The sequence below is a fragment of the Polaromonas sp. JS666 genome, assembly GCF_000013865.1.
GTDB lineage: Bacteria > Pseudomonadota > Gammaproteobacteria > Burkholderiales > Burkholderiaceae_C > Polaromonas.
In genome coordinates this window covers 4,996,240-5,011,225 of sequence record NC_007948.1, presented here as the reverse complement: position 1 = coordinate 5,011,225, position 14,986 = coordinate 4,996,240, and the positions used below count along the sequence as shown (strand labels likewise).

Here is a 14,986-nt window from a genome sequence, read left to right as displayed (position 1 = left end):
TCGGGGCGAATGTATGGCGACACGCAAGCGAGTCGAATCGTGGGTGGTGACCGATGAATTCTGGCAGCGTGTTGAGCCGTTGATTCCGGTGCGCGAGCGCAGCGCGGACAAGGCGTACCTGCGCAAGGCGGGAGCGGGGCGGCCACCCAAGCCAGCACGACAGGTGTTCGAGGCAGTCGTATATGTTTTGCGCACGGGCTGCCAATGGAAGGCGCTGCCCAAGGAACGCTTTGGCAGTGCCAGCGCGGTCCACAAGCGCTTCCTGGAGTGGGAGGCCGCGGGCGTGTTCGAGGCCATCTGGAAAGCCGGGCTTGCCGAGTACGACCAGATGGAAGGCATCGCTTGGCGATGGCAGAGCATCGATGGGGCCATGTTCAAGGCGCCCTTGGCGCAAGAGGCGGTCGGACGCAACCCGACCGATCGGGGGAAAAAAGGGGAGCAAGCGCCACCTGCTGGTGGACGGCCGTGGCGTCCCGTTGTCGCTCGTCGTGACCGGGGCCAATGAGCATGACGTGACGCAACTCGATGCTGTGCTGCAGGCCATCATGGTCAAGCGCAAGACGCCCAGCACGCGGCGCAGCAAGCACCTGTGCGCCGATGCCGGTTACCGAGGCCGGCGCGCGTTGGAGATCATCGAATCGCATGGCTATATTCCTCACGTCGTTGATCGCGCCAAGGAGGCCGATGCCAAGCGGCGCGACCCGACCAGGAAGGCTCGGCGCTGGGTGGTCGAGGTCTGCCACAGCTGGTTCAACCGCTTTCGCAAGCTGCTGGTGCGATACGAGAAGCTCGAACGCAGCTTCGTCGCGCTGAACCACATAGCCGCGGCCATCATCGCGTTCCGTAAAGTGACGCTCAAGGTAAACATAATTTACGGATAGGTTCTAAGACAGGTTCTCTTCGCCGGGCCGGTCGGTGGTGGCGGCCCAGGACGTCCAGAAGAAGAAGGCGGTGAGTGCCTGGCGGTCGGCGCGTTCGGGCAGCGAGCCCTCGGCCATGGCGTACTGGTCGCGCAACTTGTCGAGAGAAGCATCGTTGCCGAACAGGCCTTCGTAGTGGTGCGCCACTTCGCGGATGGCCTGGGCACGCTCGGGCGAGACCGTGATGGCGCCGCTGGCTTCATCATAGGTATTGCGGCGCATTTCTTCCTTGAGCGCCGCGTTGATCGCGCCGTGGTCCGCGGCCGTGAGTGCGGCAGGGTCTTTGCGCAGGTCCTGTGTGCGGATCGCCTGCAGCGCCAGCGCTTCACGGTGCAGCCAGTCGGCGGACCAGTCCGGCGCCACATAGGCGCCATGGCCCCAGACGCTGCCCAATTGCTGACCGCCGGCCGATAACCAGGCCTGTTGGCCATGCTGGATCTGTTCGCCGGTGAACAGCATGTCGCCGCTCGTGGTGACGACAGCCTTGGGGATGGGCGGCGCTGTGAGGTAGATCTGCCACCCGAGGTGGCCGAGCGCGCCGAATGACAGCACGAAAATAAAGCCGAGCCAGCGCCACAGCGTGGTGTTGTTTTTCATCGCATATTCCTTGTGGATTCCGGGAAAGAAGTCAGGCGCCGCCGCAGGAGCCGCAGCATTGCCCGTTGGCGTGAGCGGACGGGAGCCTGGTGATGGCGATGCGCCAGGTGTTGGGCCCCTGCTCGAGATAGTCCCAGATGAACTGGCCGGGCAGCTCGGCCAGGAACCGGTCATGCAGCGGCTTTGGGTCGTGGTCGTTGATCAATTCCATGGCCTGGCCGGTGCCGAGCTGCTTGAATGTCGAGAAGATCAGCGGATGGCGCTCGCGCGGCGGGAGCGGGCGGACGTCGACCTTGGCTTGGGAAGCGGTATGTGTCATGGATACTCCGTTTGAAGGGAAGCGATGGCGGGTTTATAAGGTGTATTTGAGATGCACCTATGCTAGCCATCGAAGCCCCGCGTGTTATTGATCCATATCAAGCACGGTCGTCGCGGGCCGGGGTTCTTTGGGCCGGTCGACAGGCCCTGATTGCTCAGGCGTGCTCAAGCGGCCTGTGTGCCCAGCGCCATGTAAAAGGCGTCTGCAGTCAGGTGGGGGGTACGCGGTGCCTGCCTGTCGCTGGAGGCCGGTTTATTGCGCGAGGTGGGCCATGCCGCCCGGGCTTGCCGCATGGGCTTTGCAAAAGTCCACCAGTTTGTCCACATCATGCGATTTGTCGAACACCGAGTCGGCGCCGGGTTCCCTGCAGTGCTGCGGGATGTCTGGCTCAATGGGGGCTGTGAGCACAACCGTTTTTTGCCCGGGCTGGCGCGCGTGGCAATCTTTCAGCCTGCCAAAGCAGGAGCCCCCGCGAGGAAAGGGCCAACAATGGCCAGGCTCCAACGGCCACCGTTGGCGTCAAGCCGACGCCTGGCAGCCTCCTCGGTATCCGCATGGCCGACGAACTTCAGCGAGGCGATCTCTTGCATGCGCGGCATCGGTGACACGGCATTGCAACGAGCCAAAGAGAGCGAGCGGGGACGAAAGAACGCGGCTGCGGATCACGCGAGGCCTTGCAGGGACCGTCAAGTACCGTCTCCGCGGGTCGCGTTTCCTTGCGCGTCAGTGTCGGTGTCAGTGGTGATGGCCGTGCTCGCCATGTACGTGGCGGTGCGCAATCTCTTCTTCGGACGCGGCGCGCACGTCGGTGACCTTCAGCGTGAAGCGCAGCGCCTTGCCGGCCAGCGGGTGATTGCCGTCCAGCATGACGACGTTGCCCTTGATCTTCATCACATGGAACAGCTGCTCGCGGCCATCGTCGCCGCGGCCTTCCAGCTGTCCGCCCACCTTCACGCCCGGCGGGAACTGGGATTTGGGGATGCTGCGCACCAGGCTTTCATCGCGCAGGCCGAAGGCGTCCTCCGGCTGCAGGTTCAGCGTGACCTGGTAGCCGGGTTCCTTGCCGTCCAGCGCTTCCTCGATCTTGGGCAGGGTGTTGCCGTAGCCGCCATGCAGGTAGACCATGGGCCCCGAGCTTTCCTCGATGAGCTTGCCTTGGGCGTCAGCGACTTTGTAGTTCAGGGTGACGGCGGTGTCTTTTTCGATTTTCATGGTGGGTGCTTTCGGAGCTTCAGGGCGCCGCATCGGGCTGGATGCTTCATGCGTCAATGGGTAATCTTAGCAATGATGGGTTACCAGCCGGCGCTGGACGCCGGGGCCTGTCGGGTCTGACAATAGCGGCTCAACAACACCTCACCGGACAGGAGCCGGCCCACGCCATGAATCCACTGGACACTGAAGCCATCGAACTGCTGTCTGCGGCCGCCTCCCCCCGGCCGTTGTTTGTGCTGCTGCACGATGAAGGCGGTGTGGCCGCCGACATGCTCGTCATGGGCAACCTGCTGGGCGATGCGTTTGCCGAATCCGCCGTGTTGATTCCGGAGGGGCTGGTGGGCCCGCAGGGTACGGGCAACGGCCACGGCAGCCTGGCGGCCCGGGTGGAGGCCCTGGCGGCCTATCTGCGGGGCCAGCAGCAGCGTTTTGACGTGCTGCAGTCGGACACGGCGCTGGTGGGCTTTGGTGCCGGCGCCACGCTGGCCCTGGCCTTCAGCGACGCACACGATGGCCTGGTGGGGCGCGTGCTGGCGTTTGGCGGCAGCTACCAGGCCTGGCCCGACAAGGCGCCCGCGCTCACCACGCTGCACCTGCTGCACGGCCAGAACGACCCGGTGGTGCCGGTCAGCCGCGCGCGGGAGGGTTTTGAGGTACTGATGGCCCTGAACGCCGATGCCACGCTGGACGTGGCGGCCTCCGTGGGCCATGAGCTGCATCCGGCCCTGATGGATCAGGCCGTGACGCGGCTGCAGACCTGCGTGCCGCTGCGCCACTGGCGGGCGGTGTAAACAACCCTCGTGACTCAGGGGCATTTCTTAAGCAAATAATGCCTGCAGGCCGCGCAAAACGAGCGTGACAAGCTCCTAAATCAATAGCAATGGCTTTGCGCCGCGACTAACCGTGAGAGCTCTTTAATCAAGCAGGGGCCGCGGGACTGGCTTTGCCAGACCGCAGGCGCAGCGGCCCCCTCGGGGGGCAGCGAACCACACAAAGTGGGGAGCGTGGGGGCCTGTATTTTCAAGCAGGGGCCGCGGGACTGGCTTTGCCAGACCGCAGGCGCAGCGGCCCCCTCGGGGGGCAGCGAACCACACAAAGTGGGGAGCGTGGGGGCCTGTATTTTCAAGCAGGGGCCGCGGGACTGGCTTTGCCAGACCGCAGGCGCAGCGGCCCCCTCGGGGGGCAGCGAACCACACAAAGTGGGGAGCGTGGGGGCTTTTATTATCTGCAGGCCTGCAGGGCCTTGCCTTCCAGCTGGGGCTTGAGGGTTTCCAGCTGGGCGCGCAGCGTGGCGTCGGCCGCGGCCACCTTGAGCAACTGGCCGCGGGTTTCCGGCCGTTCCAGCACGACCCGCGCAGTGCGCACGCCGCGGGAGGAGGCTCTCTCCAGTTCGCGTTCGGCTTCGGCCTGCGAGCCGAAGTGGCCCAGTGAGAGGCCGGGGCCGAGCGCCGGGTTGAGCAGCGGCTCGAAAGACACGCCCCGCTGGCGCAGCTCGCCGCGCTTTTTGGCCAGGGCTTCTTCACTGCTGTATTTACCCATGTAGATGATCCAGCGGCCGGGTTCGACGCTGCTTTCGAGCGACCAGCTGCCGGCGGGCAGGCTGGCCTGCAGGCGTGGGCGGAGCGTGCTGGCCTGCTCGTCGCTGAAGAGGCCAGCCTGCAGGCACTCGGCGGCAGCGGATGGCGCGGCGCTTTCATATTGCCGGGTTTCAGCCGCGCTGAGCAGCTGCATGGCTTCCGGCCGGATCTGCTGCTCCAGGCGCTGGGGCTCGGCCTGAATGGCGGGGGTCCATCCGTAGTCGGCCAGCAGACCCTGGGTATAGGCAAAGTAGCCCGCGTTGGCCAGAAGCAGCGCCAGCACCAGCAGCCTCAGCATGGGCGGCTGTCCTGCGCTGCCGACACCGGCCGAACGCTGACTTCGGAGCTGGTGATTTCTTTCATGCCAGCCGCAGTATGCACCAGCAGGGCGCCGCTTTCGCTGACGCCGTGCGCCGTGCCTTCGGTGCCGTCCGACAGCTTCACGGCGCGGCCGGCGAGCACGTCGCGCGCCGCAAAACGCGCCTGGAAGGGCGCAAAGCCGAACTGCTCGAAAGCCTGCACGGCCTGCACCAGCGGAGGCAGCGCGCGCAGCAGCGCTTCGCCGGCGTCCACGCCGGGCAGCAGCTCCTGCAGGCAGCCGGGGGCCATGGTGGCAGGCGAACCGGAGGTGGGAGCGGAAAGCTGCACCGGCAAGATATTAATGCCGACCCCGATCACCACATAGCGAATACCGCCCCAGCTGGCGGTCTCGACCAGAATGCCGGCCAGTTTGCGCTCGCTCTCGCCAGCCTGGCTGCGCAGCCAGAGGTCGTTGGGCCATTTCAGGCCGATGGCCGGCGGGCCTGCGGTCCGGGGATCCAGGCTTTCCGCCAGGCTGATGCCAACGGCCAGCGACAGGCCCGACCAGTCGGCCGGCTGCAAGGGCAGGCCCAGGGAAAAAGTCAGGCTGTCTGAACGCCGGCTTTCCCAGCTGCGGCCGGATCGCCCGCGCCCGGCGGTTTGCTGTTCGGCCACCAGCAGCAGGGGCTCGGGCCGGGGCGGCGCACCGGCGCTGCCGCGAAAGCGCCGCATCAGCTCGCTGTTGGTCGAGTCGATCTCCGGCAGGACCTCCACGGTAAACCCCGGCAAGGTGGGGGCTACAGCCTCCCAGATGGCCTCGGCGGGCCATAGGAGGGGGGAGGCCGGGGCGGCCGTCGGGGAGGAGGTCACGGCGAGGGGTTGAACGTGGAGGATGGGAAGGGTGGAACGGTGAGACGGTGAAGTGGTGAAATGGGAAGGTGACGGTGAAGCCGCCTGCCCGGTTCAGTCCTTCTTCTTTTTGTTCTTTTTGGCCTGGGATTTCTTGCTGTCGAGCTTGGTTTTGGCTTTGGCCTTGCCGTCAGCCCTGTCGCTTGCCTTGTCTTTTGCCTTCGGCTTGTCCTTGGCAGCGTTCTTGCCGTTGTCCTTGTCTTTGGGCGCGAGCAGCGTGCCACGGCAGTTTTTGGCGCCGCACCAGCAGGGGTATTCGGCCTTCAGCTTTTTGGTGTACTTGGCATCGATGATCAGGCCGTAGTCGTAAAACAGCTCTTCGCCGGCCTTGATGTTGCGCAGCGCCTTGATGAAGACACGCCCCTCGTCTTCGTCGGCCTCGCAGTTGGGCTTGCAGCTGTGGTTGATCCAGCGCGAGGAATTGCCGCCGTACTTGGCGTCGATCACATGCTTTTCATCGATGTGAAAGTAAAAGGTGTGGTTGGGGTCTTTCGGGTCGTGCGGGTGGCGCCGCAGGGCCTCCTTCCAGGTCACGACCTCGCCGACGTATTCAATCAGCGTCTCGCCTTCGGCCAGGTCCTGCAGGGCAAACACGCCCTTGCCGTGCACGCCGGAGCGGCGGGTCTGGATGCGGCGACCGTCGGCGCCAGACGCGCCCTCGGGCGCCAGGGAAGAAAGTGCGGAAGGGCTCGCAGCGGCCTGGTTTTTTGACACGGGGTAATTTTTTGGTATGGTTAATTCATGCATGTGCGCGCACAGGCGTGCGTGCGCACCCGCGCGCGTACCTGCGCGTGAAGTGGTTATTGTAGTGATGCATTCAGGGAGTCTGCTGTGTTGAAGCGCCGAAACGTCATTCAGTCCATGGCCGCGCTGGCCGCGCCGGGCGTGGGCCTGCCGGCGTGGGCCAGGGAGCCGGAAGGGCCTTTGCCGAAGGTGGGCAGCACGCTGCCTTTGCCGTCCCTGACGCTGCTGGATGGTCGCCGCTGGACCCCCGCCGATGCCCAGGGCAAGGTGCTTGTGGTGTACTGGTGGGCCAGCTGGTGCCCTTTTTGTGCGCTGCAGTCGCCTCATATAGAGGCTTTGTGGCGCGCGCAAAAGGACCAGGGACTGGAAGTGCTGGCCTTGTCGATTGACAGGCAGCCTGCAGCGGCGGCCGGCTACCTGAAAGCCAAAGGCTACAGTTTTCCCGCGGGAATGCTGACCCCCGAGGTCGGCAAACTGCTGCCCAAGCCGGCGGGTCTGCCGGTCGTGGTGGTCATGAAGGTGACCGGGCGGAATGGAAAAGTCGTATTTGCGGAAAGCGGAGAGATGTTCTCCGAAGATGTGGAAGGTTTGAAGAAGTACTTATGAAAACTCTGGTGATTGCAGAAAAACCCTCGGTGGCACAGGACATTGTGCGTGCCATCACGCCCACTGCGGGCAAGTTCGAGAAGCACGACGAGTACTTCGAGAGCGACGAGTGGCTGGTCACCTCGGCCGTGGGACACCTGGTGGAGATCCAGGCGCCCGAGGAGTTTGACGTGAAGCGCGGCAAGTGGAGCTTTGCCAACCTGCCGGTGATTCCGCCGTACTTTGAGGTCAAGCCCATTGACAAGACCAGGACGCGGCTCAACGCCATCGTCAAGCTGGCCAAGCGCAAGGACGTGGGCGCCATCGTCAATGCCTGCGACGCGGGGCGTGAGGGCGAGCTGATCTTCCGGCTGATCCAGCAGTACGCCAACAGCAAGCACCCGGTCAAGCGCCTCTGGCTGCAGTCCATGACGCCGGCCGCGATCCGCGAGGGCTTTGACAGCCTGCGCAGCGAAAAACAGATGCAGGGCCTGGCCGATGCCGCCCGCTCGCGTTCCGAGGCCGACTGGATGGTCGGCATCAACGGCACCCGCGCCATGACCGCCTTCAATTCACGCGATGGCGGCTTCTTCCTGACCACCGTGGGCCGCGTGCAGACGCCGACGCTGTCGGTGGTGGTGGAGCGCGAAGAGAAAATCCGCAAATTTGTCAGCCGCGACTACTGGGAGATCCATGCATCTTTCCTGGCCGAAGCCGGCGAATACCCGGCCAAGTGGTTCGACCCGAAATGGAAAAAGGCCGCGGCGAATGCCGACAATGCCGAGCCCGACGCCGAGCTGCGGGCCGACCGCGTCTGGTCGGAGCGCGAAGCGCTGGCCATTGCCGAGGCGGTGCGCGGCAAGGCCGCCACGGTCACGGAAGAGTCCAAGCCGACCACGCAGGCCGCCGGCCTGCTGTTCGATTTGACCTCGCTGCAGCGCGAAGCCAACGGCAAGTTCGGCTTTTCCGCCAAGACCACGCTGTCGATTGCGCAAAGCCTGTACGAGCGCCACAAGGCGCTGACCTACCCGCGTACCGACTCGCGCGCGCTGCCCGAAGACTATTTGCCGGTGGTGAAGCAGACCTTTGAGATGCTGGCCGACAGCGGTATGCGCCACCTGGCGCCGCACGCGGCCACGGCCATCAAAGGCAACTACATCAAGCCCAGCAAGCGGATTTTTGATAACGCCAAGGTGAGCGATCACTTCGCTATTATCCCAACCACACAGGCGCCCAGTGGGCTGAGCGAGGCCGAGCAAAAGCTGTACGACCTGGTGGTGCGCCGCTTCATGGCGGTGTTCTACCCGAGCGCCGAATACCTGGTCACGACCCGTATTTCCCAGGCCGTGGGCTATAGTTTCAAGACCGAAGGCAAGGTGCTGGTCAAGCCCGGCTGGCTGGCAATTTACGGCAAGGAAGCGGCCGATGAAGTGGCCGATGCCAAGGACGGCGACAAGGGCCAGAGCCTGGTGCCGGTCAAGCCCGGTGAAATGGTACGCGCCGAGGTGGTCGAGGCCAAGGGTCTGAAGACCCGGCCGCCGGCACGCTACAGCGAAGCCACCCTGCTGGGCGCGATGGAAGGCGCCGGCAAGACCATAGACGACGACGAGCTGCGTGAAGCCATGCAGGAAAAAGGCCTGGGCACGCCGGCTACGCGCGCCGCCACCATCGAGGGCCTGATTGCCGAGAAGTACATGCTGCGCGAAGGGCGCGAACTGATCCCGACCGCCAAGGCCTTTCAGCTCATGACGCTGCTGCGCGGCCTGGGCGTGGAAGAGCTCTCCAAAGCCGAGCTGACCGGCGAATGGGAATACAAGCTGGCGCAGATGGAGCACGGCAAGCTGAGCCGCGAAACCTTCATGGCCGAAATTGCCGCCATGACGGAAAACCTGGTCAACAAGGCCAAGGGCTACGACAAGGACACCATCCCGGGCGACTACACGACGCTGCAAACGCCCTGCCCCAATTGCGGCGGCGTGGTGAAGGAGAACTACCGCCGCTACACCTGCACCGGCAAAAACGGCGGCGATGGTTGCGGCTTTTCCTTCGGCAAGACGCCGGCCGGCCGCACCTTTGAAACGGCCGAGGTCGAGCAGTTCCTGCGTGACCGCAAGATCGGGCCGCTGGAGGGGTTCCGCTCCAAGGCGGGCTGGCCCTTCACCGCCGAGATGGTGATCAAGTTCGACGAGGAAACGAAGAACTACAAGCTCGAATTTGATTTTGGTGACGACAAGAACGGCGAGACCGGCGAGATTGTGGACTTCGGCGATCAGCAGTCGCTGGGCCCCTGCCCGCGCTGCGCCGCCCGGGTGTTCGAGCTCGGCAAGAACTACGTCTGCGAAAAGTCCGTGCCCACGCTGGAACAGCCCACGCCGAGTTGCACCTTCAAGACCGGCCAGGTGATTCTGCAGCAGCCCATCGAGCGCGAGCAAATGCACAAGCTGCTGGAAACCGGCAAGACCGACCTGCTGGACAAGTTTGTCTCGATGCGCACGCGCCGCCCGTTCAAGGCCATGCTGGCCTGGGACAAGGAGGCCGACAAGGTGAACTTCGAGTTCGCGCCGTCCAAGTTCCCGCCGCGCAAACCGGCGGCCGCCAAGACGGGGGTCGTGAAGACGCCATTCGGCAAGACGGTGGCGGCCAAAGGGGCCGCGGGCGATGCGGCGCCGGCGGCGAAGAAAGCTGCGGCCAAAAAGGTCGCCGCCAAAAAGGCGCCGGCCAAGACGGCCGCACCCAAGGTGGCGCGCAAGGCCGCGACTCCAAAGCCGGGGGCCGGCCTCAAGCCCAGCGACTCGCTCGCCGCGGTGATTGGCGCCGAACCGGTGGCTCGCACCCAGGTGATCAAGAAGCTGTGGGACTACATCAAGGCCGAGGGCCTGCAGGACGCCGCCAACAAGCGCGCCATCAATGCCGACGCCAAGCTGCTGCCGGTGTTCGGCAAGCCGCAGGTGACGATGTTCGAACTGGCCGGGATTGTGGGCAAGCATTTGAGCTGACGCTGGTGAAGCTGCAAACGCTATTGTTTTGATAGCTGTTTTTGCCCGTGCTGATTGGGTTGTAGCCCTATTTGATGCAGAAAATTCGCAGCTACCCAGGTCAAATAGCCCACTGAGGCTGAATGCGCTGCCCCTTGAAAGTGCTGACGAGGAATTCAAACAGACGGGCCTCCTGCTTGTGCATGGTCGAATGAGGGCCGGTCTATCGTGCAAACGTCTGAAACCGGGCGGCTCAAACTTCCACTGCTCCAAAACCCTCCAATGAATCCGCTGCCGCCGCTTAATCCGCTAAAAGCATTCGAGGTCGCCGGCCGACTCCTAAGTGTTTCCAAGGCTGCGCAAGAGCTCTACGTCACGCCGGCGGCGGTAAGCCGACAGATCAAGGCGCTGGAGGATTTTCTCGGCGTTCTCCTGTTCAAGAGGCTTGCCGGTGGCCTGGAACTCACTGTGGCAGGCGCCCGCTATCTCTCAGACATCCACCCACTCTTCCTTTCCTTGCGCGAGGCTACGAACATTGCGATGGGGGGCGCATATCGCCGGCACGTGTTGAAGATCAGATCCCCTGCAACCTTTGCGGTCCGCTGGCTGATTCCCCGTCTGGCTACGTTTCACCAAGCGCATCCGGACATTGACGTACAGCTCTCCACGTCACCTGCACCCCTGAACTTCGAGCGGGAAGAAATTGACGCCGGAGTCGAGTTGGGAGGGGGGGACTGGCCGAAAGTCAAGCTGCAACGCCTGGTGCGTAATGAGCTCACCCCGGTGATGGCCCCACGCGTAAAGTCGGGCCAAACCAAACTGACCAAGCCGTCTCAGCTTGGCAACGAAACCCTTTTGCATTCAATGGCTCGCCCGGATGACTGGCATTCCTGGCTCAAGGCTGTAGGCAGCGCCGACGTCAACGCCTACCGTGGAATGAAATACGAGACGTCGTTGCTCGCTTATCAAGCGGCAGCCGAAGGGCACGGAGTAGCGATCGCACAGAAAGCCTTGGTAGAAAGGGATCTTGCTGAGGGTGCCCTCATCATGCCCTTCGATTTCGTGCTGGATCGTGGCGCACACACGTACTACTTTGTGTGGCCGAGCACCAAACCGGAGTCTGACGCGCTTCGTGCATTCACCCAGTGGCTTGCCTCTGTGATTGGAGACGTTTGACTGCACCGAGGTCGGCTCTCACTTTCGCCGGTTACTACAGCAGCAGGCGCGAGGTGGTTAACAAAAAGTCAATCCTCAGCGCAAGAAAACTCGTTTGTGATGGCGTGCCTGACTGTCTATTCTTAGCACCTACTTAACTTACTCCCTGACTGTCAAAGGCAGCAGGGTAAAGGTGCCGCAGAATGCTGAGAGACAGTCTCAAGAAAATCCGTGTCCTCGACTTTTCCCATGTCGTGGCCGGTCCCGTTTGCGGCATGCTGCTCGGGGATCTGGGCGCGGACGTCGTCAAGATCGAATCCCCCGAGGGCGAGCTGGGTCGAGCCATTGGCCCTCCGTGGCTCAACGGGGAAAGCGTTGTCGCACTCAGTGTGAACCGGAACAAGCGCGGTCTGGCCGTCAACCTCAAGGACCCGGCGGGGCGCGATGCCGTATTACGCATGGCCAGCTGCGCGGACGTGATCATTGAAAGCTTTCGCCCGGGCGTCATGCAGAGATTCGGGCTGGCTTATGAAGACATTGCCGAGGCGAATCCGCGAATCATTTATTGCTCTATTTCCGCTTATGGACAAACGGGGCCCCAACGGGACAAGCCCGGCGTTGATGGAGTCATTCAGGCTGTCACGGGCTTGATGAGTACGCTCACCGTGACATGAAGCAGTGGATCGGCCTCGATGCTTTTGAGCGCATCGCCAAGCGCATCCACCAGCTCGTCCGTGAGCGGATTGAGGGAGTTGAGCCCGGTTAAGGTCAGGACTGCCACCTCTTGCAAGACTTCCATCACAACATGCTGGCGTGTCATGAGCGGGCTCCAACCAGGTCTGGCATAGGCAGGCTTGTAGTCTTGACTACGCCGCGTGAAACAAGAGTGTCAATCTCTTCCGCCGTAAGCCCATACTCCGCCAATACTGTCGCCGAGTGCTCGCCCAAGAGAGGAGGCGGCAAGTTTGGCATTGCTGCTGTCTGGGCATCGCCAATCGAAAATGCGGGCATTCGAACCCGGCCAGCGACCGGATGATCTACATAGGTTTCGACGCCGCTTTGACGATACTGCGCCGAGCGCGTGACCTCCCGATACGTGGCGATGGGCGCGCAGAGAATGTCGAGTGCGCTCAGCGTGCCAATCCAGGTGTGCGTCGTACGCGTCTTGAAAGCTGCACCCAATACCTCGTTCAGCTCGGCCCGATTCGCCACGCGCAGGGAATTACTGGCAAATCTTTCATCCGACGCAAGCCCTTCCAGACCCAGCATTTCACAAAGTTTCCTCCACCGCTGCGGCTGGTATGCCGCAACCATGACCCAGCCGTCTTGGGTCGGAAATGCTTCATTGGGCGCTGCGTAGGGGGCAGCGCTGCCGCACTTCTCTGGCTCTTCGCCTGTGGCGAAATAGGACGACAAACCCACTTGCTGCAGCATCAGCGTCGAGTTGTAAAGACTGACGTCCAGTTGCTGCCCCAGCTGTGTCCGTGACACTTGCTGGAGCGCGGCCAGTATGGTGATGGTCGCCAGGTAGCCGGTGGCCATATCGGCAATTGGAATGGACACCTTGGACGGCGCTGAGTCAGGCTCGCCGATCCGCGGCTCAGATAAGGCGTTTGCGGCCGGCGCCGACATCGTTGCCATGTCCCGCATGGAATATGCCGAAGCCTTTAAGACAGACTACATCGGACGAAATTGGGAATGCATCCGTCTCCACCGCAAGCCGATCATTGCGGCAGTGAGTGGTTTCGCCATGGGCGGCGGGTGCGAGCTTGCGATGATGTGCGACATCGTTGTTGCAGCGGACTCCGCAGTTTTTGGCCAACCTGAAATCAGGCTCGGCATCGTGCCAGGCGCCGGTGGGACCCAGAGGCTGCCACGCGCAGTGGGAAAGTCCCTGGCCATGGAAATGTGCCTCACTGGAGGAACAATAACCGCTGCGAGGGCCTACGCGGCAGGTCTTGTCTCTCGCGTGGTTGCTGCGGAGAAGGTCTTTGACGAAGCGCTGATTCTCGCGAGGACCGTCGCGTCGCAATCCTCACCGGTCGCGATCGCGATCAAAGAAGCCGTGAACCGTTCTTTCGAATCATCTCTGGCTGAAGGGCTTCTGTTCGAGCGCCGTCTCTTTCACGCCGGCTTCTCTTTGTCAGACCAGAAAGAAGGCATGGCCGCGTTTCTGGCCAGGCGATCTCCTGCATTTACCAACACCTGAGGCAATTTGATGACAACTACCGAAACAACACCCATCCTCGTGCGCACTGAAGTGCGCGGCGCAGTACTTGTGATTTCCATGGACGCGCCTGCCGCGGGAAACGCCCTCACCGTGGCTATGACCGACCAATTGGCAGACGCCCTGGAGAAAGCCAACGGTTGGCCCGCAGTGAACTCCATTGTTTTAAGAAGCACCGGCAAGCACTTCTGCACGGGTGGCAATGTCAAGGATATGCGCGATGGCAAAGATCTCATGGAGGGCTCCGTTGCGGATGTCCGTGAAAAGCTACGCTCGACCTTGCACAGGATTACACGCGCGATGCATTCCGTGGAAGTTCCCACGATTGCCGCCGTCAACGGGATGGCCATCGGTGCGGGATGCGACCTGGCCTTGATGTGTGACATCAGGATCGCCAGTGAACGGGCCCAGTTTGCGGAAAGCTTCCTCAGGCTTGGCCTGGTTTCCGGCATCGGAGGCGCCTGGTTTTTGACCCGGCTTGTTGGTCCCTCGAAAGCCATGGAAATGACGCTGACGAGTGAGTTCCTGGACGCCGAGTCGGCGCTCAGGCACGGGATCGTCTCCAAAGTCGTTGCTGATGCGCAACTTGACCAAGTCGTCGCGGAAATGGCCGAAAGGATCGCGTCCTCGCCCCCTACCGCTCTTCGGATGGCCAAGCAACTCGTGCGGGCGTCGGCCAGTTCAGACCTGTCGTCCGCTCTGGAACTGGCAGCCTCCATGCAAGCGATCCTGCTTTGTGGGGAAGAACATAAGGGAGCCGTGAACCGCTTTCTGGAAGCTGCCCCAAAGAGCTGATTTCTACCACTTGAATCGCACTAACTTTGACACAGGAGACCTCCAAATGAAATTGACGCGCCGCACTACCGCAATCGCCTTGGCCATCGCCACATTGGCGGGCCCCGTATTTTCTCAGGCTACCAACTATCCAGACAAGCCCGTGACATTCGTCATTCCGTTTTCCGCAGGCAGTGCGACGGATCAGTTGGCCCGCGCGCTGGGAATGGCTGTTACGGAGCGCTCGAAGCAGCCGGTAATCGTCGAAAACAAAGCTGGTGCGAGCGGAATAATTGCAGCGCAGGCTGTGGCGAAGGCCGCACCTGATGGCTACACCGTATTGATTACCACGAATACGACTCAGGCAGCGAATCTGCACCTTTACAAAAAGCTTCCCTATGACCCAGTGAAAGACTTTCGCCCGCTAACGGCTTTGGGCCGGGGCGGGCAGGTACTGGTCGTGCGGGCCGCGTCTCCTCTCAAGACCGTCTCGGACCTTGTTGCCCTGGCGCGCAAGGAGCCGGGAAAGCTCACCTTTGGCGCCGGAAATTCATCGAGCCGCGTAGCAGGAGAGATGTTTAAGCAGTTGAGTAAAACGGACATTCTCTACGTGCCCTACAAAAGTAACCCCAACGCAATGACGGATCTCCTGGGTGGCCAGATCGACCTTATGGTGATCGATACTGTGGTGG

General features: G+C 62.5%; 17 protein-coding genes and 2 pseudogenes. 9 read left to right on the top strand and 10 right to left on the bottom strand.

All coding sequences use genetic code 11. From position 1 onward, the window contains the following. Positions 1 to 13: 13 nt before the first annotated feature. A protein-coding gene (locus BPRO_RS28790; RefSeq protein WP_086003100.1) for an IS5 family transposase occupies positions 14 to 881 on the top strand; the annotation gives its coding sequence in 2 pieces (ribosomal slippage) (positions 14 to 435 and positions 434 to 881; 870 coding nt in all). 6 nt (positions 882 to 887) lie between these two features. Here BPRO_RS28790 and BPRO_RS23615 read toward each other — a convergent pair. The 5 genes and pseudogenes from BPRO_RS23615 to BPRO_RS23600 all read right to left on the bottom strand — a co-directional run. Further along, positions 888 to 1,517: pseudogene (locus tag BPRO_RS23615) on the bottom strand (nitric-oxide reductase large subunit); the annotation flags it as partial. Between the two features lie 31 nt (positions 1,518 to 1,548). Further along, complete coding sequence (locus BPRO_RS23610) at positions 1,549 to 1,836, bottom strand: DUF2249 domain-containing protein (RefSeq protein ID WP_011485585.1); 288 nt, start codon at positions 1,834 to 1,836, stop codon at positions 1,549 to 1,551. A gap of 252 nt (positions 1,837 to 2,088) precedes the next feature. Further along, positions 2,089 to 2,244, bottom strand: a complete 156-nt coding sequence (locus BPRO_RS29810; RefSeq protein WP_157045861.1) for a hypothetical protein — start codon at positions 2,242 to 2,244, stop codon at positions 2,089 to 2,091. A 38-nt stretch (positions 2,245 to 2,282) separates the two neighbouring features. Beyond that, positions 2,283 to 2,426: a hypothetical protein gene (locus BPRO_RS30585; protein WP_232291455.1), complete on the bottom strand. Its 144-nt coding sequence runs from the start codon at positions 2,424 to 2,426 to the stop codon at positions 2,283 to 2,285. A gap of 145 nt (positions 2,427 to 2,571) precedes the next feature. Beyond that, positions 2,572 to 3,048 (bottom strand): FKBP-type peptidyl-prolyl cis-trans isomerase, encoded by a 477-nt coding sequence (locus BPRO_RS23600; RefSeq protein ID WP_041390209.1) that lies wholly within the window; start codon positions 3,046 to 3,048, stop codon positions 2,572 to 2,574. Between the two features lie 167 nt (positions 3,049 to 3,215). On the opposite strand from BPRO_RS23600, the gene ypfH reads away from it, so the two are divergent. Continuing rightward, a complete protein-coding gene (ypfH, locus tag BPRO_RS23595; RefSeq protein WP_011485583.1) occupies positions 3,216 to 3,839 on the top strand; it encodes an esterase in 624 nt (207 codons plus the stop codon). Positions 3,840 to 4,269: 430 nt separating this feature from the next. On the opposite strand, the gene BPRO_RS23590 is transcribed toward ypfH, so the two are convergent. The 3 genes from BPRO_RS23590 to BPRO_RS23580 all read right to left on the bottom strand — a co-directional run bounded on the left by BPRO_RS23590 (position 4,270) and on the right by BPRO_RS23580 (position 6,581). Then, entirely contained in the window at positions 4,270 to 4,923 is a 654-nt protein-coding gene (locus tag BPRO_RS23590; RefSeq protein WP_011485582.1) for an SPOR domain-containing protein, read from the bottom strand. Continuing rightward, a complete protein-coding gene (locus tag BPRO_RS23585; RefSeq protein WP_011485581.1) occupies positions 4,917 to 5,795 on the bottom strand; it encodes a biotin--[acetyl-CoA-carboxylase] ligase in 879 nt (292 codons plus the stop codon). The genes BPRO_RS23590 and BPRO_RS23585 overlap by 7 nt, the downstream gene beginning before the upstream one ends. Before the next feature lie 93 nt (positions 5,796 to 5,888). Next, positions 5,889 to 6,581, bottom strand: a complete 693-nt coding sequence (locus BPRO_RS23580) for an SET domain-containing protein (protein WP_011485580.1) — start codon at positions 6,579 to 6,581, stop codon at positions 5,889 to 5,891. An 84-nt stretch (positions 6,582 to 6,665) separates the two neighbouring features. Here BPRO_RS23580 and BPRO_RS23575 point away from each other — a divergent pair, with 84 nt between their 5' ends. From BPRO_RS23575 to BPRO_RS23560, 4 genes are all read left to right on the top strand, one after another. Then, entirely contained in the window at positions 6,666 to 7,184 is a 519-nt protein-coding gene (locus BPRO_RS23575; protein WP_157045860.1) for a TlpA disulfide reductase family protein, read from the top strand. Further along, a complete protein-coding gene (locus BPRO_RS23570) occupies positions 7,181 to 10,159 on the top strand; it encodes a DNA topoisomerase III (protein WP_011485578.1) in 2,979 nt (992 codons plus the stop codon). Before BPRO_RS23575 ends, BPRO_RS23570 begins: the two co-directional genes overlap by 4 nt. 261 nt (positions 10,160 to 10,420) lie before the next feature. Further along, positions 10,421 to 11,314 (top strand): transcriptional regulator GcvA, encoded by an 894-nt coding sequence (gene gcvA / locus BPRO_RS23565; protein ID WP_011485577.1) that lies wholly within the window; start codon positions 10,421 to 10,423, stop codon positions 11,312 to 11,314. A 182-nt stretch (positions 11,315 to 11,496) separates the two neighbouring features. Beyond that, complete coding sequence (locus BPRO_RS23560) at positions 11,497 to 11,967, top strand: CaiB/BaiF CoA transferase family protein (RefSeq protein ID WP_011485576.1); 471 nt, start codon at positions 11,497 to 11,499, stop codon at positions 11,965 to 11,967. Here the strand turns inward: BPRO_RS23560 and BPRO_RS28785 are convergent. Both BPRO_RS28785 and BPRO_RS23550 read right to left on the bottom strand, forming a co-directional pair. Continuing rightward, entirely contained in the window at positions 11,925 to 12,113 is a 189-nt protein-coding gene (locus BPRO_RS28785) for a hypothetical protein (RefSeq protein ID WP_041389043.1), read from the bottom strand. The genes BPRO_RS23560 and BPRO_RS28785 overlap by 43 nt on opposite strands. Continuing rightward, the gene (locus tag BPRO_RS23550) at positions 12,110 to 12,835 is read right to left on the bottom strand and encodes a CaiB/BaiF CoA transferase family protein (RefSeq protein ID WP_232291454.1); all 726 of its coding nucleotides are present in this window, start codon (positions 12,833 to 12,835) and stop codon (positions 12,110 to 12,112) included. Before BPRO_RS23550 ends, BPRO_RS28785 begins: the two co-directional genes overlap by 4 nt. A gap of 13 nt (positions 12,836 to 12,848) precedes the next feature. On the opposite strand from BPRO_RS23550, the gene BPRO_RS23545 reads away from it, so the two are divergent. The 3 genes and pseudogenes from BPRO_RS23545 to BPRO_RS23535 form a co-directional block, all read left to right on the top strand. Next, positions 12,849 to 13,502, top strand: coding sequence for an enoyl-CoA hydratase-related protein (locus tag BPRO_RS23545; RefSeq protein WP_081430555.1), 654 nt, complete (start codon positions 12,849 to 12,851; stop codon positions 13,500 to 13,502). Between the two features lie 9 nt (positions 13,503 to 13,511). Beyond that, positions 13,512 to 14,315: an enoyl-CoA hydratase-related protein gene (locus BPRO_RS23540; RefSeq protein WP_011485575.1), complete on the top strand. Its 804-nt coding sequence runs from the start codon at positions 13,512 to 13,514 to the stop codon at positions 14,313 to 14,315. A gap of 46 nt (positions 14,316 to 14,361) precedes the next feature. Further along, positions 14,362 to 14,979: pseudogene (locus BPRO_RS23535) on the top strand (Bug family tripartite tricarboxylate transporter substrate binding protein); the annotation flags it as partial. Positions 14,980 to 14,986 lie beyond the last annotated feature (7 nt).